This window comes from Micromonospora sp. NPDC051227 (assembly GCF_044455385.1).
Lineage (GTDB): Bacteria > Actinomycetota > Actinomycetes > Mycobacteriales > Micromonosporaceae > Micromonospora.
In genome coordinates, this window is the sequence record NZ_JBITET010000004.1 from 227,182 (window position 1) to 246,083 (window position 18,902).

The 18,902-nt window shown below is 72.4% G+C and carries 15 protein-coding genes; 8 read left to right on the forward strand and 7 right to left on the reverse strand.

What is annotated here, in order from left to right; translation table 11 throughout:
• Window positions 1-67: 67 nt before the first annotated feature.
• Entirely contained in the window at window positions 68-1,615 is a 1,548-nt protein-coding gene (locus ACIA47_RS12495; protein WP_396707641.1) for an FAD-dependent oxidoreductase, read from the reverse strand.
• Window positions 1,616-1,660: 45 nt separating this feature from the next.
• Entirely contained in the window at window positions 1,661-2,149 is a 489-nt protein-coding gene (locus ACIA47_RS12500; protein WP_203123288.1) for an MSMEG_6728 family protein, read from the reverse strand.
• A 95-nt stretch (window positions 2,150-2,244) separates the two neighbouring features.
• Between ACIA47_RS12500 and ACIA47_RS12505 the strand changes: the two genes are divergently transcribed.
• The 4 genes from ACIA47_RS12505 (at window position 2,245) to ACIA47_RS12520 (ending at window position 9,228) form a co-directional block, all read left to right on the forward strand.
• Window positions 2,245-4,215, forward strand: coding sequence for a potassium channel family protein (locus ACIA47_RS12505; protein WP_396707643.1), 1,971 nt, complete (start codon window positions 2,245-2,247; stop codon window positions 4,213-4,215).
• Window positions 4,216-4,582: 367 nt separating this feature from the next.
• A complete protein-coding gene (locus ACIA47_RS12510) occupies window positions 4,583-7,426 on the forward strand; it encodes a BTAD domain-containing putative transcriptional regulator (RefSeq protein ID WP_396707645.1) in 2,844 nt (947 codons plus the stop codon).
• A gap of 30 nt (window positions 7,427-7,456) precedes the next feature.
• Window positions 7,457-8,446 carry an ATP-binding cassette domain-containing protein gene (locus ACIA47_RS12515; RefSeq protein ID WP_396707647.1) on the forward strand — a complete coding sequence of 330 codons (990 nt, stop codon included), beginning with the start codon at window positions 7,457-7,459 and terminating at the stop codon, window positions 8,444-8,446.
• Window positions 8,443-9,228, forward strand: coding sequence for an ABC transporter permease (locus tag ACIA47_RS12520; RefSeq protein WP_396707649.1), 786 nt, complete (start codon window positions 8,443-8,445; stop codon window positions 9,226-9,228). Before ACIA47_RS12515 ends, ACIA47_RS12520 begins: the two co-directional genes overlap by 4 nt.
• Before the next feature lie 16 nt (window positions 9,229-9,244).
• On the opposite strand, the gene ACIA47_RS12525 is transcribed toward ACIA47_RS12520, so the two are convergent.
• Both ACIA47_RS12525 and ACIA47_RS12530 read right to left on the reverse strand, forming a co-directional pair.
• Window positions 9,245-10,480, reverse strand: a complete 1,236-nt coding sequence (locus ACIA47_RS12525; RefSeq protein ID WP_396707651.1) for an APC family permease — start codon at window positions 10,478-10,480, stop codon at window positions 9,245-9,247.
• A gap of 11 nt (window positions 10,481-10,491) precedes the next feature.
• Window positions 10,492-11,229 (reverse strand): phosphatase PAP2 family protein, encoded by a 738-nt coding sequence (locus tag ACIA47_RS12530; protein ID WP_203126452.1) that lies wholly within the window; start codon window positions 11,227-11,229, stop codon window positions 10,492-10,494.
• 119 nt (window positions 11,230-11,348) lie between these two features.
• On the opposite strand from ACIA47_RS12530, the gene ACIA47_RS12535 reads away from it, so the two are divergent.
• Window positions 11,349-12,572 carry a DUF4032 domain-containing protein gene (locus ACIA47_RS12535; protein ID WP_396707653.1) on the forward strand — a complete coding sequence of 408 codons (1,224 nt, stop codon included), beginning with the start codon at window positions 11,349-11,351 and terminating at the stop codon, window positions 12,570-12,572.
• A 57-nt stretch (window positions 12,573-12,629) separates the two neighbouring features.
• On the opposite strand, the gene nagA is transcribed toward ACIA47_RS12535, so the two are convergent.
• Genes nagA through ACIA47_RS12550 form a run of 3 tightly spaced genes read right to left on the reverse strand, consistent with a single transcriptional unit; the run spans window position 12,630 to window position 15,671 of the window.
• Window positions 12,630-13,739, reverse strand: a complete 1,110-nt coding sequence (gene nagA, locus ACIA47_RS12540; RefSeq protein ID WP_396707655.1) for an N-acetylglucosamine-6-phosphate deacetylase — start codon at window positions 13,737-13,739, stop codon at window positions 12,630-12,632.
• The gene (locus ACIA47_RS12545) at window positions 13,736-14,686 is read right to left on the reverse strand and encodes an ROK family protein (protein WP_396707657.1); all 951 of its coding nucleotides are present in this window, start codon (window positions 14,684-14,686) and stop codon (window positions 13,736-13,738) included. The genes nagA and ACIA47_RS12545 overlap by 4 nt, the downstream gene beginning before the upstream one ends.
• Window positions 14,687-14,741: 55 nt before the next feature.
• A complete protein-coding gene (locus ACIA47_RS12550) occupies window positions 14,742-15,671 on the reverse strand; it encodes an SIS domain-containing protein (protein ID WP_203126520.1) in 930 nt (309 codons plus the stop codon).
• 200 nt (window positions 15,672-15,871) lie between these two features.
• Here ACIA47_RS12550 and ACIA47_RS12555 point away from each other — a divergent pair, with 200 nt between their 5' ends.
• From ACIA47_RS12555 to ACIA47_RS12565, 3 genes are all read left to right on the forward strand, one after another.
• A complete protein-coding gene (locus ACIA47_RS12555) occupies window positions 15,872-16,657 on the forward strand; it encodes a DeoR/GlpR family DNA-binding transcription regulator (protein WP_091403015.1) in 786 nt (261 codons plus the stop codon).
• 121 nt (window positions 16,658-16,778) lie between these two features.
• Window positions 16,779-17,789: an ABC transporter ATP-binding protein gene (locus tag ACIA47_RS12560; RefSeq protein ID WP_396707659.1), complete on the forward strand. Its 1,011-nt coding sequence runs from the start codon at window positions 16,779-16,781 to the stop codon at window positions 17,787-17,789.
• Entirely contained in the window at window positions 17,786-18,802 is a 1,017-nt protein-coding gene (locus ACIA47_RS12565; protein WP_203126521.1) for an ABC transporter permease subunit, read from the forward strand. Before ACIA47_RS12560 ends, ACIA47_RS12565 begins: the two co-directional genes overlap by 4 nt.
• Window positions 18,803-18,902 lie beyond the last annotated feature (100 nt).

The following is an 18,902-nucleotide window of genomic DNA, read 5'->3' on the forward strand; positions in this document are numbered from 1 at the left end:
CTCCCGCTGCCCTCCCGCCCGGCCGATCGACGGTTGATCATTCGAGCGTACGGGAGCGTGCTGTGGCTTATGTTGTGTTTTGTCGATTTGGCCTGCCGGCGAGCAGTCCGCGCGGTCGGATCGAGCGCACCGGCTCGGCCGCGCCACCCTCGGCGCGCAGGATGTGGTTCGCGGCGATGATCCCGGTGGCCGCCGAGCGTTCCATCAACGCGCTCGGGAAGTGCGTGGCGATGCCGTCGCCGGCCAGGTAGAGGCCGTTCGCGTCGGTGCGTACCCCTGGCCGCCAGGCGTGGCTGCCCGGCGTGAACGCCGGCGCCTGCGCCTCCACCCGGGCCCGCAGCTCGCGGACCCGCAGGTCGCCGGCCTCCGGCCAGAGCGCGACCAGCTCGCGGCGCATCCGCTCGGCCATCTCCTCGGCCGGCACGCCGGGCTCGCAGGCGTACGCGTGCAGCTCGATGACCGACCCGCCGGTCTGCTGCGCCCAGCGCCGCGGCTCGTTCTCCAGCCGGTGGTAGAGCGTCACCGAGTCCAGGGTGGGCTGGCGGGACACGCCGCTGAACACCGCCCGTTCGGCGGCGACGTCCCCGTCACACCAGTACCGCGCCACGGCGTACGGCGGGCCGGGGGTGCCGAAGGCCGGCATCCGTGCGGCCAGCTCGGGTGCCTGCTCGGCCAGGTCCGGGGAGGCCGCGACCAGCGCGGCGAGCGCCGGCGGGTCGACGGCGAGCACGACGTGACCCGCCGGATGGCTGCCGCCGTCGGTGGTCGTCACCCGCCAGCCCTCGGCATCGCGGTGCACCCCGGTGGCGGCGCAGTTGGTGAGGACCCGGCCGCCGTGCTTCTCCACGTGCCGGGTCAGCGGCTCCCAGATCGCCGTGGCGTAGTCCTCGTCGGGGCAGTCGAAGGCCAGCCCTTCCGGGTTGCCGAGCAGATAGAAGTGGAACTGGGCGACCATCTCGGCGGCCGACATCTCCGCCTCGTGGTTGAAGAACGAGTGCGAGAAGACCTCGAACAGCATCGCCCGCGCCCGGTCCGGCAGTCGCAGCGACGCCAGCAACTCGTCGGCTGTGGTGTCGTCCAGGTCGGCGTAGGTGCGCACCGGGTCGTAGCTGAGCAGCGGCAGCGCCGCGTCCCGATCCATCAGTCGCAGGTCGGCCAGGCGCAGGCTCGGGCTGCGCAACAGCAACGCGAGCAGGTTCGCCGGCGGCGCGGGCGGCAACTTGCCGAACTCCTCGGTCGGCCACTGCCCGCTGAGAATCGGGTAGCCCGGAATCGGCTTGAGGAAGCCCAGGTCACTGTCGACCCGGCGGAGGATGGACCGCCAGTTGTAGTACTGCCGGAAGAACGCGTGGAAGCCGTGCTCGTTCTGCTGGCTGCCGTCGGCGAGCGCCTCGGGCCAGGCGCCCAGTCGACCACCGAGCGTGGGTGCCGCCTCCAGCACCGTGACCGCCACACCCCGCTCGGCCAGCACCACCGCCGCCGACATCCCGGCGATGCCGCCACCCACCACCAGCGCCGTGGTCGGTCGCGGCACCCGGTCGGCGCCACCGCCGCCCGGGTCCACCTGGTGCTGCCGTACGCCGAGCAGCCGACCTACCACTTGCGACAGCGCCATGGGCCCAGTCTGCCCCACCTTCGGCTCGAGGGCCTGTTCACAGCCCTAGTCGGTCGGTAGGCATCGGCGGGGGCGGTCGGAGGCCGGCCAGACGTACTCCAGATCCTCCGGCACGTCGTCGCCGAACAGCGGGCGGTAGTGCGTCGGGTCCTTGCGCAGCAGCGACGAGCGGTGACTCAGGTGCAGGTCGTCGCGGCCCAGCCACGGTGGCAGCTCACCGGCCCGGGCCAGCTCGTCCTGGGTCCGGATCACGCCGGCCCCGCAGGCGGCGGCGAGGTCGACGGTCATCGTGGTGGCGCAGGTGTCGGCCCGCCCCGGTTCGGTCCAGACCGCGCACATGTCCAGCCCGTAGCGGACGAGCGCCTCCTCGTACCCGGCCCACATCTTCACGGCCGGGTGGTTGCGCCAGCCGTACCCGGGTCGGGTGAGTCCACGCAGCACCTGGATGGCCTCCACCCGCTGCTTGCCGAGCCGCTTCTGGTCCAGCGTGCGGGCGCTGGCCAGAAAGCCCGGGTACGGGAGGAACGTCTGCATGTCGCTGCTCTACCCGTCGCCGGAGCGGACATACCTGGTCACGGGATGATCCGGACGGGGTCGCCCACCGTGGCCGTGCTGATTACGATCCGGGCATGGCGGAGCCGTGGCGGGACCGGGCGCGACGGGCGGTCGAGTGGAACTGGCGGCTGCGGTCCGTCGGTGATCCGCGCCCGCACTACGTCATCTGTGGCAAGGACGCGCTCGCCTACTACGTGGCCCGGGCGATGCTCGAATCGGAGCTGCCGACGGGTGGGGCCCGGGTGACCGTCGTGGTGCCGGAGCGTTACCGCAGCAACGGGCCGGACGTGGCCGGGCTGCGCGGCGTCCGCGTGGTCCGCTCGGATCGGCTGGACGTGGCCACCTTCGAGGCCGCCGGTCTGGCCGGCGCCACCGGGCTGGCCCTGTTGCACCAGGACGACGTGGGCAACCTGCACGCCGCGCTCTGCGCCCAGGCTGTCGACCAGCGGGTCCGCCAGGTGCTGCGGATGTTCAACGGCACCCTCGCCGACGGCGTACGCAAGCTGCTCAAGGCCCCGGTCGAGGTGCTCTCCGACGCCGAGATGGCCGCGCCGGCCTTCGTGGCCGCCGCGCTCAACGAGGTCGACCCGAGTTCGTTCCAGCATCGGGAAAAGACGCTGCGGGTGGCGCGGCGGGCCGACGTCCGACCGCAGGACGTGGTCTGTGCGTTGGCGCACCTCAGCGAGACGCAGGGGGTGCAGCTGCTGCCGGCCGAGCAGGCCGGCGCCGACCTGGTGCTCGCCGAGGCGACCGGTCAGCCACCGGGCACCGAGGTCGCCGCCCGCCGGTTGGTCCGGGCACGTCGGCGGCGTCGTCCGGTCGCGGTGGTGCTGGGGGCGGTACGTGGCTTCGCCACCCGCAAGATCGGCATAGCGGTGATGGCGGTGCTCGCGCTGATCGCGGTGCTGGGGGCGCTGATCTCCCGGGCCGAGGACGTCTCTCCGCTGGAGGCGCTGTACCTGACGCTGGTCACCACGCTCAGCGGCGCCGACCCGGACACCACCAAGGCGGCGGACGCCCAGATCATGCAGGTGGTGCTCAACCTGGCCGGGTTGGCGCTGATCCCACTGATCACCGCCGTCGTGGTGGACGGCATCGTCAACGCCCGGCTGGCCCTGCACACCGGCCGCCTGCAACCCGCGCGGGTCGGGCACGTGGTGGTGATCGGCCTGGGCAACGTCGGCACCCGGGTGATGGCGCAGCTGCGCGAGTACGACGTCGAGGTGGTGGCGATCGACAAGGATCCGGAGCCGCGCGGCGCCGCCCTGGCCCGCCAACTGGAGGTGCCGCTGATCGTCGGCGACGCCGCGTTGCCGGAGACGCTGGTCGCCGCCTCGGTGGCCGACTGCCAGGCGCTGGTGGTGGCGTCCACCGACGACGTGGCCAACCTGGAGGCGGCGCTCGCTGCCCGCGACCTCCGCGCCGACCTGCGCGTGGTGCTTCGGCTCTTCGACGGTGACTTCGCCGAACGGGTGGAGGAGACCTTCGCGCTCGGCGTGTCCCGCTCGGTCTCCTACCTGGCCGCCCCGGCCTTCATCGGGGCGCTCACCGAACGCGCCGTGATCAGCACCATCCCGGTCGACAGGCACGCGTTGCCGGTCGCCGAGGTGCCGGTCGCCGTCGGCTCCGAGCTGGACGGCCGACCGCTGGGTGTGGTCAACCGGGACGGGCAGGTCCGGCTGATCGCCCGCACCCCGGCGGGCGGCGCCAGGACCATCTGGTGGAAGGACCTCGACCAAAGGCAAGTGATCTTCGCCGGCGACCGGCTGACAGTGGTCGCCCGGCGGCGCGGGTTGGACTGGCTGACGCGGCAGTGCGCCCCGCCCGCCCACCCGGTCCCGGTCCCGGTCCCCCGGCCGGCCGGATCGGTCCACGGCGGAGTGCACACCCCAGTGGCGGCGTCTCCCTCGGTGCCGGGGCGGACGGACTCGGGAGCCGGTGCGGCGCACCCCGTTGCCCCCGCCGAGGGCGCTTCTCCGACGACCACCGGAGGCCCACCTGACGAATTCGAGCTGACGCGCCGGCATGAAGGGCCCGGCGAGTGAGCTGACGGCACCGGCGCGGCCGGTGCGGCACCCTTGGGTCGCCGCCAATCCAGGCTGAGCTACGGCGCCAGGCGGAGGCGCTCAGAATTCTGAGAGACTCGGCCGCCGACCGCTCAGTCGTTGCCGAGCTGCGCGCCGCTGCTCAACGAACTCCGGTCGGTGGAGCGCTGTAACTGGCTGAGATGCACCTGGCCGCCCGTGACTTCTACCAGCGGCTGGCCAAGTTCGAGGCCAGCCCCACCGACCCCATGCACCTGTTGCTGCTGATGAAGGACCTTCGCCGCGCGCTCAGCGGCTGACCTCCAGATCTGCAAGGTCGGCGAATCGGTCAGCAGGAACCGGCCGGCAGTGGGCGACAATCCATGGCATGCGTTTCCGCATCCTGGGGCCGACCCAGGTGGTGCTGGCCGACGGGCGAGAGGTTCCCGTGGGCGGTCCGCGGCTGCGCGCGCTGCTGGCGCTCCTCCTGCTCGACGCGGGCCGGGTGGTCTCCGCGGAGCGCCTGATCGACGGCCTGTACGGGGAGCATCCGCCCCGGGGCGCGGCCAACGCGCTCCAGTCCCAGGTGTCGCGGCTGCGCCAGGCCCTGCCCGCCGAGCACGACCCGGTCGAGTTCCACCCCGCCGGCTATCGCCTGGCCGTGGATCCCGACGATGTCGACGCGTACCGGTTTGAACGGCTCGCCGAGGCGGGCCGCCGCGCGCTGGGCGACGGAGACTGGCCCCGGGCGGCGGCCGTGTTGCGCGAGGCGCTGGAGCTGTGGCGGGGTCCCGCCCTGGCCGATGCCACCGGCGCGCCGGCGCAGGCGGCCCGGCTGGACGAGCTGCGGCTGGCCGCCCTCGAGGATCGGGTCGAGGCGGACCTGGCGTTGGGCGCACAGAGCGCGCTGATCGCGGAGTTGCGGGAGTTGGTCGTCGCGCATCCCCTGCGGGAGCGTTCACGGGGCCAGCTCATGCGTGCCCTGGCGGCACTGGGTCGGCCGGCGGAGGCGCTGGCCGAGTTCGAGGACGCCCGGCACACGCTGGCCGAGCAGCTCGGCGTCGACCCATCGGCGGAGTTGGCCGCGGTCCACCTGGCGGTGCTGCGCGGCGAGGAACGCGGGTCGGCCGAACCGGTGCTGCCGAGTCAACTCACCACCTTCGTCGGGCGCGAGGAGGAGCTCAAGCGCGTCGGCGACCTGCTCGGCGAGCGCCGGCTCGTCACCCTCACCGGCCCCGGGGGCGCGGGCAAGACGCGCCTGGCGATCGAGGCCGCGGGCCGGGTCGACGGGGAGGTCCGTTTCGTCGAGCTGGCCGGGCTGGCCGACGGGTCGGACGTTCCGCAGGCGGTGCTGAGCGCGCTCGGCCTGCGCGACGCGGGCCTGCGTGCCCCGGCCGAGCCGGGCTGGCAGACCACCGATCGGCTGGTCGAGGCGCTCGCCGAGCGGCGACTGCTGCTGGTGCTCGACAACTGTGAGCACGTCCTCGTCGACGCCGCCCGGCTGGCGGCCCGGCTGCTGAGCGCGTGCCCGGCGTTGCGCGTCCTGGCCACCAGTCGGGAGCCGCTCGGGCTGGCCGGTGAGGCGCTGTGCCCGCTGTCCGGGCTCACAGTGCCACCGCTCGGCGCGTCCGTGCTGGACGCCGACGAGTACCCGGCGGTCGGCCTCTTCGCCCAGCGGGCCGCCGACGTCGCGCCCGACTTCACCGTCACGCCGGCCAACGTCGAGATGGTGCTGCGGATCTGCCGCAGCCTGGACGGTCTGCCGCTGGCGATCGAGTTGGCCGCCGCGCGGCTGCGTGCGCTGTCCGTGGCCGAGGTGGCCGCACGTCTCGATGATCGGTTCCGGCTGTTGTCGACGGGCAATCGGGCCGTGTCGCCGCGACACCGCACCCTCCGGGCCGTGGTCGAGTGGAGTTGGGATCTGCTCGACGACGCCGAACGGGAAGTGGCCCGACGGCTGACCGTCTTCGCCGGTGGGGCCACGCTGGAGGCGGCCGAGCGAATCTGCGGCCTGCCCACCGCCGAGTTCGTCGACGCGCTCACCGGTCTGGTCGACAAGTCCTTCGTGGAGATGACCGGCGGTCGGTACCGGATGCTCGAAACGGTGCGGGCCTTCTGCGCCGAGCGTCTCGCCGAGGCCGGCGAGGCCGACCAGCTGCGTCGCGCGCACACCGCGTACTTCCTGGAATTCGCCTGGACCGCCAGCGATCACCTCCGCTGCGCGGAGCAGCTGCACTGGCTGCGACGGCTCGACGCGGAGCGGGACAACCTGCACGCGGCGTTGCGCCGGGCCACCGTGGCCGGTGACGCGTCCGAGGCGGCCGGAATGGTCGCGGCCCTGTCGTTCTACTGGTGGCTACGCGGCATGCGCGGTGAAGGGGCGCGGCTCGCCGCGGACGTCCTCGAACTGCTCGGCACCGAGGCGCCGCCGGGGATGGGCGAGGAGTTCGCCCTCTGCGTCTACAACGCCTCGCTGGCTGGCTCCGGCCATCTGCCGTCCCTCGGGACACAGCGGTCCGTGATCCGCAGCCTCGACCGGCCGCCCCGACAACTCTTCCTGCTGTACCTGTCGGGGATCTCGACGGGACCGCCGTCCGGCGGTGCCGAGGATGTCGACGCGCTGATGGGGGAGCTGCGACGGCTGGTCGGCCCGGACCCGTGGATCAACGCGCTCGGCGCGATGGGCAGCGGCTCGGCGCTGATGTGGAGTGACCAACGGGACCGGGCCAGGGCCGCGCTGGCCACCGCGCTCGACGGCTTCCGCGGCACCGGGGACCGGTGGGGCACCATGATCACACTCGGTGCGCTCGGCGAACTGGCCGCCTGGCAGGGCGACCCGGAGACCGCGGGCGCCCACATGGATGAGGCCATGGGACTGGTCGAGGCGCTCGGGTCGGCCGTCGACCAGGCCGACATGCTGCGTACCCGGGGCGAGATAAGGCTGCGCGCCGGTGACCTCGCGGGGGCGCACGACGACTTCGCCGGTGCGTTGCTCCTCGCGCAGCGCAGCGGCGCGCCCGAGTTCGTGGCCAGCGCCCGGCTCGGCCTCGCCCAGGTGGCCCGGTTGCGCGGAGACCTGGCCGCCGCGAGGCGGTTCTGCGAGGAGGCGTTGACCGGCGGGCTGACCGGCTGGTATGTCGGCGAGGCCGCCCGTGCGGAGATCATTCTCGTTCTGAAGGAGATCAACGAAGCGGAGAAGGCCGGTGCGCCGCCGTCAGCGGGCGGTGCGTGACCGGTCAGCGCCCGGCCGCACCGTGGGGGCATGACGACATTCGAGGTGGTCGCCGAGGGGCTGGGCAAGCGGTACGGCCCGACCCGCGCGCTCGACACGTTCGACCTGACCGTGCCGCCCGGCACGGTCCACGGACTGCTGGGACCGAACGGCGCGGGCAAGACGACGGCCGTACGGATCCTCACCACGCTGCTGCGCTTCGACACGGGAAGGGCCACAGTGGCCGGGTACGACGTGCTGCGCCGGCCGGACGAGGTGCGTGCCCGGATCGGGCTGACCGGGCAGTACGCCGCGGTCGACGAGATCCTCAGCGGCCGGCAGAACCTGGAGCTGTTCGGCCGGCTGTTCCGGCTCGGCCGACAGGAGGCCCGCCGACGCGCCGGTGAGCTGCTGGAACGGTTCGGGCTCGACGAGGCGGCGGGTCGGTCCGCCGGTGAGTACTCGGGTGGGATGCGTCGCCGACTGGACCTCGCCGCCAGCCTGATCCGCACGCCGCGCGTGCTGTTCCTGGACGAGCCGACGACCGGCCTGGACCCGCGCAGTCGCAACCAGGTGTGGGATCTGGTGCGTGGTCTCGTGGCGGACGGGACGACGGTGCTGCTCACCACGCAGTACCTGGAGGAGGCGGATCAGCTCGCCGACCGGATCTCGGTGATCGACGCCGGTCGGGTGGTGGCCGAGGGCTCACCGGACCAACTGAAGGCGATGACCGGCGGCGACCGGATCGAGGTGGTGGTCCGCGACGCGGCCGACCTGGGCCACGCGGCCCGACTCGTCGCGCCGATCTGCGGTGCGGAGCCCGACCTCGACAGGGAGGTCCGACGGCTCAGCGTGCCGGCGGTCGATCGCGTCGCCGGCCTGGTCGACGTGGTTCGCGCTCTGGACGACGCCGGGATCGCGGTCGAGGACATCGGCCTGCGGCGCGCGACGTTGGACGAGGCGTTCCTGCACCTGACCGGCCACCGGCCGGACGAGGCCCGCGAGCCCGTGGCGGCGGGACGAAAGGCGGACGTGGCATGACCACTGTGATCGCTGACGGTTGGACGATGACCAGGCGGAACATGACCCACGTGATCCGCGCTCCGGAGGAGCTGATCCTCTACTTCTCGCTGCCGATCATGTTCGTGCTGGTCTTCGGGTACGTGTTCGGCAGCGGCATGCAGGTGGCGGGCGGTGGCAGCTACCGCGAGTTCCTGCTGCCCGGGGTCTTCGTGATGACGATGCTCTACGGGCTGGGGGCCACCGCGACCGGCGTGGCGCTGGACCTCAGCCGGGGCGTGGTCGACCGGTTCCGGTCGATGCCGATGGCCCGGTCCGCCCTGATGACCGGTCGCAGCGCAGCCGACCTGCTGCGCGCCCTGCTGGAGATGTCCACCCTCCTGGTGTGTGGCCTGCTCGTCGGGTGGCAGTGGCGACAGGGTGTCGGCAAGGCATTGCTCGCCGTCGGTCTCCTCCTGCTGCTGCGAATCGCGATCACCTGGGTCGGGATCTACCTGGCGTTGCTGGTCCGCAACCCGGACACGGTCGGTGTGATCGTCTTTCCGGCGGCGTTCCCGTTGAGCGCGATCTCCAACGTCTTCGTGTCGCCCGAGCTGATGCCTCCGGTCATCGGGACGATCTCCGAGTGGAACCCGTTGTCGGCCACCGTCGCGGCGATCCGAGAACTGTTCGGCAACCCGGGCCTGGGTGGCGACTCCTGGCCGGCCGAGCACGCGATGCTGTTGGCGGTGCTGTGGCCGGTGCTGCTGATCGCGACGTTCGCTCCACTGGCCGTGCACCGCTACCAGCGGTTGAGCCGCTGACTCCCGCCCGCCGGGGTCAGCGGCGAGCCCGCAGCGCGTAGAAGGTGGCACCGACGGCGAGCACACCGAAGCCGGCGAGAACGCTGCCCAGTGGCAGGTTGACCGCCAGCAGCAGGCAACCGAAGAGCCCCAGACCGGCGAGCACCCGGACCGGCAACCGCCGGTCCGGGTCCCGGCCCAGGGTGAGCGCAGCCGCGTTGGTGATCGCGTAGTAGACGAGCACAGTGCAGCTGGAGAAGCCGATCGCGTCGCGTACGTCGCCGAGCAGCACCACCACGATCACCACGGCGGCGACCGCCAGTTCGGCGCGGTGCGGCACCTGGTGCACCCGGTGCACGGCGGCCAGCGCGCCGGGCAGGTCACGGCGGCGGGCCATGGCGAGGGTGGTCCGACCAACCCCGGCGACCAGGGACAGCAGCACCCCGACGACCGCGATGGTGGCACCGGCGCGGACAACCCACGCCAGGCCGGGCAGCCCGGCGGCGGTCACCACGTCGACCAGGGGCGCTGCGGAATCGGCCAGCCGGTCGGCGCCCAGCACGCCGAGGGCGACCACGGCCAGCACCAGGTAGATCACGAGCACCACCCCGAGCGCCAGCGGCACCGCGCGCGGGATGGTCCGCTGCGGGTCGCGGACCTCCTCGCCCAGCGTGGCGATCCGGGCGTACCCGGCGAAGGCGAAGAACAGCAACCCGGCGGCGGTGAGCACGCCCCGCGCCGAACCGCCGGGCTCGCCGAGCCGATCCAGATGCACCGGCCCAACGACCAGGCCGACGACCGTGACCACTGCCAGCACCGCCAGCACCAACGCGACCAACGCCCTGGTCACGGTGGCGGTCTTGCCGATGCCACGCAGGTTCACCGCGGTGACAGCGAGCACCGCGCCGACGGCGACCAGCCGGGCCTGGCCCGGCCAGAGGTAAGCCCCGACGGTCAGTGCCATCGCCGCACAGCTCGCCGTCTTGCCGACCACGAAGCCCCAACCGGCCAGAAACCCGGCGAACGGCCCGAGGCGTTCCCGGCCGTAGACGTAGGTGCCGCCGGACTCCGGGTAACGGGCCGCGAGCCGCGCCGAGCTGGTCGCGTTGCAGAAGGCGACGAAGCCGGCCAGCGCCAGCGCGGGCAGCAGGCCGGCGCCGCCGGCCGCCGCCACCGCCGGGCCGAAGACCACGAAGACGCCCGCGCCGAGCATCGAGCCCAACCCGATGACAACCGCATCGGGTACGCCCAGCCGCCGCGCCAGTTGATTCACGAACTAGAACCCTAGGGGTACGAGGTGAACGGCCGATCCCATCCGTGTAACCGGCCGGGGAGCGGCACGCCGTCCCAGGGTGCCCGGTGCAGCAGCCGGTCCAGGAGCAGGCCCAGCAGCAGCCCGGCCACCGAGTCGGTCAGCCAGTGCCAGCCGAGGTAGGTGGTGGTGGTGAGGACGACCAGCGGCGGCACGACGCGGATCACGGTGACGAGCCGGGCCGGCAGTTGGCGGCCGAAGCTGCGGGCCAGCGGGGCGAGCAGCAGCGCGATGACCCCGTACCAGACGATCGCGTTGGCGACGTGCCCCGACGGGTAGGACTGGGCGAACCGCACCGGCAGGTCGTCGTGGAACAGCGGCAGGGTCTGCTCGGGCGTCAGGAACGGCTCCTTGACGCTGGCGCTCGGTGCCGCGCGCGCGGTCCAGATCTTGAGCGGGCCGATCGTCAGGTTGGTCAGCACGAACGCGACCACCGGAGGCAGGATTGGCCGCACCGACCGCAGCCGGACGGCCAGCAGCACGCCCAGCCCGGCGGCGATCAACGTCAGCGGAGTGCCCTGGCCGAGGAAGTTCAGCACCCGGGCCACCCAGTACGCGGCGGCCGGCCGGTGCCCGTCGGCCCAGTCGGCGACCGCCCGGTCCAATCCGAAGAGCTGATCGGCGGCGAGCGCCACAGTCAACCCGACCAGACCGACCAGCAGGAGAACGTCGAACCACCAGCCGGCCGGGCGGACGGGCCGTAGCCGCAGGTCACGTCGTACCGCTGTGGGTTTGAGCACGCGACCACGCTACCGGCCCGGTGCGAGGCCGGGGTGTGCGGCGCTGTGGGCCCAACCACGATCAGGGGCGGATGCGGGGGCGACCAGTCATGCTTGTGCCCGTGCGGATCACGTCTGCCCTCGTGGACCCGGCGCTGCTCGACCTGCCCTGGTCGACACCGCTGGAGGAGTGGCCTGCCCAACACCTGGTGGCGCTGCCGCAGGGCATCTCCCGGCACATCGTCCGTTTCGTCCGGTTGGGCGACTACGTGTACGCGTTCAAGGAGACCCGCGAGCGGATCGCCGAGCGGGAGTACGACCTGCTCCGGGCCCTGGAGCGGATCGACTTTCCCTCGGTCGAGGCGGTGGCGGTCGTCGCCGACCGGCAGACCGAGGACGGGGAGCCGCTCGAATCGGTGCTGATCACCCGGCATCTGCAGTTCTCGCTGCCGTACCGGGCGCTCTTCTCGCACACCCTCCGGCCGGAGACGATGAGCCGGCTGCTCGACGCGCTCGCCGCCCTGATCGTGCGGATGCACCTGACCGGCTTCTTCTGGGGCGACTGCTCGCTGTCGAACACGCTGTTCCGGCGGGACGCGGGCGCCTTCGCCGCCTACCTGGTGGACGCGGAGACGGGTGCCCTGCACAACTCGCTCTCCAACGGTCAGCGCGGCGAGGACCTGGAGATCGCCCGGGTGAACATCTTCGGTGAGGCGCTGGACCTGCAGGCCGCCGGCCTGCTGCACGAGTCCATCGACCCGGAGGTGGTCTGCGAGGAGGTCGTGCAGCGCTACGAGCGGCTCTGGCACGAGATCACCTACGAGCAGGCGATCGAGCGGGAGGCCCGGCACGACATCGAGGGCCGGATCCGCCGCCTCAACGAGCTGGGCTTCGACGTCGCCGAGGTAGCCATGTCGTCCATCGACGACGGGCGGTTCCTGGTTCGGCCGAAGGTCGTCGACGCCGGCTACCACACCCGGCGGCTGCTGCGGCTGACCGGACTGGACGCCGAGGAGAACCAGGCCCGCAAGCTGCTCAACGACCTGGACGCCTACCGCGCGGAGAGCGACCTGGTCGACGAGCAGCAGGCCGCCCACCGCTGGCTCACCGAGGTCTTCGAGCCGGTGGTCCGGGCCGTCCCCGCGAACCTGCGCCGCAAGCTGGAGCCGCAGGAGCTGTTCGCCCAGATCATCGAGCACAAGTGGCTGCTCTCCGAGCAGGCCGGCCGGGACGTCGGGATGCGCCACGCGGTCCAGTCGTACCTGTCCGACGTGCTGGTGCACCGCCCCGACGAGCAGGCCATCCTCGGCGTGGAAGTCCCCAGCCTCAGCTGAGGCCCAGCCTGGCTGTCCGGCTAGCCTCGGCTCCCGGGCGCGGCACCCGGACCGGTATCACTCCACCCAGGAGCCTCCGCGCAGCACCCGCACCACGTTGAGGTCTTCGTCGAGCACCACCAGGTCGGCGCGGAGGCCCACCTGGAGGGACCCGACCCGGTCACCCAGGCCGATGGCCCGTGCCGGGGTGGTCGCCGCCATCCGTGCGGCGTCGGCGATCGGGATTCCGGCGTTCACGGCGTGCCGCAGCGCGGCGTCCATGGTCAGCGTGCTGCCGGCGATCGCGCCGTCGCGGGCGAGTCGGGCCACCCCGTCGGCGACGGTGACGGCCTGGCCGCCCAACTCGTACTCGCCGTCGGGCATGCCGGCGGCGGCCATCGCGTCGGTGATCAGCGCGGCGCGGTCCGGGCCGGCGGTCGCGGTGACGAAGGTCAGGATGCCGTCGTGCAGGTGCACCCCGTCGGTGACCAGCTCGCAGATCACGGTGGGCGCGTCGAGCAGGGCCACCACCGGCCCCGGCTCACGGTGGTGCACCGGCCGCATCCCGTTGAACAGGTGGGTGCCGACACTCGCGCCGGCGGCGACCGCGGCGCGGGTCTGCTCGTACGTGGCGTCGGTGTGACCCACCGCCGCCACCACCCGCTGCGCGGTGAGCAGCTTGATCGCCTCCAGTGCGCCGTCGCGCTCCGGGGCGAGGGTGACCATCCGGATCGCGCCGCGACCCAGCTCGATCAGCTCGGTCAGCTCGTCGGTCGACGGGTCACGCAGGTACTCCGGATTCTGCGCGCCGCAGCGGGCGGCCGACAGGTACGGCCCCTCGAAGTGGATTCCCGCCAACACGCCCTCGTCGACCAACGGGGCGAACGCCTCGGTGGCCGTACGCATCAGGGGAAAGGGCGCGCTGACCAGGCTCGCCAGCAGTGTGGTGGTGCCGTGGGCGAGGTGGAAGTCGGCCGCCGCGCGGGCCTCGTCGGCGTCCCCGGTGGTGAAGGTGTGCCCGCCACCGCCGTGCGTGTGCATGTCGACGAAGCCGGGCAGGATCCAGTGCCCGTCGCGCACCGACGGATACTCGGCCACCGCTGTGATCCGGTCACCGTCCCACTCGACGCAGCCCTGTCGGACGACTCCGGTCGGGGTCACCACTCGGCCGTTCACCCGTACGGTCATCGCTTCTCCTGATGGTCACGGACACCCACGGCGTCCAGGGCGAGCAGGGCGGCACCGAGGCAACCGGCCTCGTCGCCGAGGGCTGCCGCGACCAGTTGCGGCTCCCGGTGGAAGGTCATTCGTTCGTGCAGCGCCGCCCGCAGCGGGGTCAGCAGCAGGTCCCCGGCCTGGGCCAGGCCGCCGCCGAGCACTATCGTCGCCACGTCGAACAGCGCCTGCCCGCTGGCGAGGCCGTCGGCGAGCGCCTCGACCGCCTCCCGCCAGACCTGGCCGGCGAGCTGTTCGCCGGCCGCGGCCCGCTCGGCCACCTCGGCCGCCGTCACCGGAGCGTCGGCGGTCTCGCCGGCGAGTTCGGCGTAGCGGCGGCCGATCGCGGCGGCCGACGACACCGCCTCCAGGCAGCCGGGGCGGCCGCAGCCGCAGCGCGGACCGTCGGGACGGACCAGGATGTGGCCGATCTCCCCGGCGGCGCCGTGGGCACCCACCGCGGCCGTGCCGTCGACGACGTGCGCGGCGGCGATGCCGGTGCCGATCGCCACGAACAGCACGTGCCCGGTGCCGCGTCCGGCGCCGAGCCGGGCCTCGGCGAGACCACCGACGCGCACGTCGTGGCCGAGCGCCGTCGGCAGGCCGAGCCGCTGCACCGTCAGGTCCCGCAGGGGTACGTCCCGGAAGCCCACGTTCGCCGACCAGACCGCGACGCCGCGTGCCTCGTCCACCACCCCGGGCACGGCGATGCCGACCGCGATCGGGGTGAGCCCGTCGGCGCGGGCCTTGTCGGCAAGCCCGCCGGCCACCTCCAGGATGGTGCCGACCACGGCGGCCGGGCCGCGTGCAGCGTCGGTGGGGTGCCGTTCGGTGCGTACCACGACGCCGTCCGGGCGGACCAGCGCGCACTTCATGCCGGTGCCGCCGACGTCCAGCGCAACGACCACGCGGTCGCTCATGGTGCCATCTCGGTTCGCGACTGCGGGGCTCGCAAACCCGGCTCACTCCTCGCGCTCACGCCAACACCACGGACCGGGTCAGGTGGCGGGGCGCGTCCGGGTCGAGGCCCCGGCTGGTGGCCAGCGCGACCGCGAAGCGTTGGGCCAGGATCAGGTCGGCCATCGGATCGACCGGGGTACGGCCGGCGGACCAGCTGCCCAGCACCGTGCGCCAGCCGTGCGTGCGGCTGTGCACGAAGGCCGCGCCGGTGGCGGCCACGTCCTCGGGCAGCCCCTCGGGCAGCTCACCGAACGCCCAGACCAGCCGGCCCGGCGCGGCGACCGAGATGGGCCCGTGCCGGTAGTCCATCGCCGGGTACGCCTCGGCCCAGAAGGTGGCCGCCTCGCGGCACTTCAGCGCCGCCTCCTGGGCCAGCCCGATCGTCCACCCCCGACCGAGGAAGGTGACCTGCTCGATGGTGGCCGGGTCGATCGGCAGCGGGGATCGCACCGCCACCTCGGCGTCGGCGGCGAGCGCGGTCACCGGGTCGCCGAGCTGCGCCCGGAGCAGGGCGAGCGCGGTGGTCGCGAAGCGGGTCTGCACCACCGACCGTTCGTCGGCGAAGGGCAGGGCCACGGTGGTTGCGGCCAGCTCGACCGCCGGGGACGTGGGGTCACCGACGATGACGGTGGTGGGTGTCCGTCCGCGCAGGGCGGCGAGCAGTTCCAGCACCTCGGTGGTGGTGCCGGAGCGGGTGATCGCGATCAGCCGGTCGTAGCGGCGGCCGGCGGGGAACTCGGACGCCTGGAACGCGTCGGTCTCACCCTGGCCGGCCTGCTCGCGGCGGGCCGCGTACGCCATCGCCATGAACCACGACGTGCCGCAACCGACGACGGCGACCCGCTCCCCGGGGCGCGGCAGGTCACCGCGTACGTCCTCGGCCAGCCTGGCCGCCTCCCGCCAGCAGTCGGGTTGGCTCGCGATCTCCGCGTCCACGTACGCCATGGGAAACTCCTCGCAGGGCCGATCGGTGCGCAATACGGCTCGTTAGACCCGCATTTCGCGCGTTATTCTGCGCGAACGCGGGTGACCATGGCAACCGGCCGGCCGATCGCGCAGGTCAGTCTTTTGCGCCAGCCTAGTTTCGCGCACTAGTGTGCACGCAATCAATCACCGTCCGTGCAGTTGCTGGGAGGGCCCCCGCGGTGGACCGGTACGCCAGATGGAACGCCCTGCTCGAAATGCTGACCGACAACGGCCGGGTCAGCGTCGAGGCGGCAGCCGAGCGGTTGGACGTCTCCCAGGCCACCATCCGGCGTGACTTCGACCAGCTCGCGCAGCAGCAAATGATCACGAGGACGCGGGGCGGCGCGGTCGCCAACGGCGTGTCGTACGACCTGCCTCTGCGCTACAAGACGGCCAAGCACTCGGCCGAGAAGCAGCGGATCGGGGCGGCCGCCGCCGCGCTCGTCACGCCGGGCACCGTGGTCGGCCTCAACGGCGGCACCACCAGCACCGAGGTGGCCAGGGCGCTCGCCGTGCGACCGGATCTGAACACCAGCGCCGAGGGTGCCCAGCTCACAGTGGTGACGAACGCGCTGAACATCGCCAACGAACTGCTGGTCCGATCCCGGATGAAGGTAGTGGTGGCCGGCGGCGTGGTGCGCCCGAAGTCGTTCGAGCTGGTCGGCCCGCTGGGCGGGGCGCTGCTGCGCGAGGTCACCCTGGACGTCGCCCTGCTCGGCGTGGACGCGATCGACCCGCAGCTCGGCGCCGCCGCCCACCACGAGGGGGAGGCGGCGATGAACAACCTGATGGTGGCCCGCGCCAAGCGCGTGGTGATCATCGCGGACTCGTCCAAGCTGGGGGGTCACGCCTTCGCCCGGATCTGCCCGGTCGAGCGGGTGGAGACGCTGGTGACCGACTCCGGTGCCGCGCCGGAGGTGGTGGACGCGTTCCGCGCTGCCGGCGTACAGGTCATCTGCGCCTGAGAGGTCACGCTCCGTCATCGAACTGGCCTGATCGGCGCGTCGATGCATACCGCGTATTGCGCGCTTCTGCATACCGCGTATGGTGTCGGCTGTCACGCCCACCCATCGGGGGAGGTGCAGCTTGCCAGCTGTCCTGGAGATCGAAGGTCTACGTAAGACGTACAAGAGTCGTCGACGCGGCACCCGCAACGCGCTCGACGGCTTCGACATGCGGGTCGACGCGGGGCAGGTGCACGGCTTCCTGGGCCCCAACGGGTCCGGCAAGACCACCACGCTGCGTACCCTGCTCGGCCTGATCCGACCCGACGGCGGCCGGATGGCGCTGCTCGGGCACGAGGTTCCCGACGCGCTGCCCACTGTCGCCGGCCAGGTCGGCGCGATCGTGGAGAGCCCGCAGTTCTTCCCGCACTTCACGGCCCGGGACACGCTGTCCCTGCTCGCGGGGGCGGGCGAGGTGCCGGCCGTCCGGGTCGACGAGGTGTTGGAACTCGTCGGGCTACGCGACCGGTCCGGCGAGCGGGTCAAGACGTACTCGTTGGGCATGAAGCAGCGGCTCGCCGTGGCCTCGGCCCTGCTGAAGAACCCGAAGCTGCTCATCCTCGACGAGCCGGCCAACGGCCTCGACCCGGGCGGCATCCGGGAGATGCGTACGCTGATGCGCACGCTCGCCGAGTCCGGAATGACAGTGGTGCTGTCCAGCCACATCCTCGGTGAGATCCAGCTGATCTGCGACTCGGTCACCATCATCTCGCTCGGCCGGCGGGTCGCGTTCGGCCCGGTCGACGAGGTGCTCGCGCAGCACTCCTCCGGTGCGGTCCGGATCCGGCTGGAGGCGGTCAGCGACCTGCCGGTGGCCACCGAGGCGCTCACCGCGGCGGGGATCCGGGTCACCGGTCACCCGGACCACCTGATGCTGGCCGGCGTCGACAAGCCGGCGTCGGTGACCCGGCTGCTCGCCGAGAAGAACCTCTACGTCAGCGAGTTGGCGCCGATCGCCGTCGATCTGGAGAGCGTCTTCCTCGAACTGACCGCCACCGCGCCGGTACCCGGTCAGCACCGGCAGGTCGACGAGTCCATGAAGGTCGGCGGAACGGGTCAGCCCGGTCCCGCCGCAGGAGGGTGGGGCGCGTGAGCCTCTTTCGTACCGAGCTGCGCCGGCTCAGCAAGCGGCGCTTCACCCGCTACATGTCACTGCTCGGCCTGTTGGTGCTGGCCGCGGTGGTGGTCGGGGTGTTCTTCACCAACCAGAAGATCGACGCCGGCCAGCTCGCCCAGGCCGAGCGTCAGGCCGACCAGCAGTACCAGGAGCAGGTGCGCTGGAGCGAGCAGGAGCGCGTCGCGTGCGAGCAGGCCAAGACGGCCGGCACGGCGACCGACGGCCGCTACCCGGACGACTGCTCGGTGATCACCGCCCCGTCCCGGGACCAGATCGAGGCGAGCTGGTTCCTGCCCTCGACGTTCGACTTCAAGGAGACGTTCGACGAGACACTGATCCCGTTCGCGGCGATCCTCGCCCTGGTCGGGTTCGTCATCGGCGCGTCCTTCGTCGGCGCCGAGTGGAGCACCGGCGGCATGATGAACCTGCTGCTCTGGCGGCCGAAGCGGCTCACCGTACTGCTCACCAAGCTGGCCGCGCTGCTCACCGGCATCCTGGCGGTGACGCTTCCGGCCGCGGTGCTGTGGTTTGCCGGGTTCTGGGCGGTCGCCACCTTCCGGGGTAGCACCGAGAAGATGACCTCCGGGGTCTGGCAGTCGTTCATCCTGACCGGCGTACGCGGTGTGGTGCTGGTGTTGGTGCTCACCACCATCGGCTTCGCCCTCGCCTCGCTGGGTCGGCACACCGCGATGGCCCTCGGTGGCGTGGTGGCCGTGATGGTGGTCGGCCAGTTCGGCCTGGGCATCCTGCTCTCCATGGCGGGCGTGCGGTTCGCCGAGGCCTGGCTGCTGCCCACGTACGCGCTGGCCTGGATGACGAAGACGGTCAAGCTGGAGGACTACAACTCCTGCAACGCGACCTACTTCGGGTCGTGCGAACCGGCGACGATGGACATCACCTGGCAGCAGTCCTCCGTCCTGCTCTCGGTCGGGGTGGTGGTGATCCTCGGGGCGGCGCTCTGGGCGATGCGTCGCCGCGACATCTCCTGACCTGACCGACGTGACGCGGCGCGGCCGACCCGGCCGTCGGGGTTCCCGGCGGTACGGACCGGCCGCGCCGCTTGCTGCGTCCCTGGTCGCCGCTGGCTAG